General features: G+C 63.9%; 1 protein-coding gene. It reads left to right on the top strand.

Annotation, left to right across the window (positions count from 1 at the left end; all coding sequences use genetic code 11):
• The coding region (locus VT50_RS38070; RefSeq protein WP_143645417.1) for a hypothetical protein at window positions 1–324 on the top strand (324 nt) is incomplete at both ends.

Here is a 324-nt window from a genome sequence, read left to right as displayed (position 1 = left end):
TGTCGCCCTTGGATGTCGATGCGGTGGAGGCGCACGGTACGGGTACGACGCTGGGGGATCCGATTGAGGCGCAGGCGTTGTTGGCGACTTACGGTGAGGAACGTCTGGTTGGGCGGCCGTTGTTGTTGGGTTCGATCAAGTCGAACATCGGGCATACGCAGGCGGCGGCGGGTGTGGCGGGTGTGATCAAGATGGTGCAGGCGATGCGTCATGGGGTGTTGCCTGCGTCGTTGCATATTGATGAGCCGAGTCCGCATGTGGACTGGGGGAGTGGTGCGGTGAGGCTGTTGACCGAGCCGGTGGAGTGGCCTGGCGGTGAGCGGC

It is taken from the genome of Streptomyces antioxidans (assembly GCF_000968685.2).
Classification (GTDB): domain Bacteria; phylum Actinomycetota; class Actinomycetes; order Streptomycetales; family Streptomycetaceae; genus Streptomyces; species Streptomyces antioxidans.
This window is presented reverse-complemented; position numbering and strand designations above follow the sequence as displayed.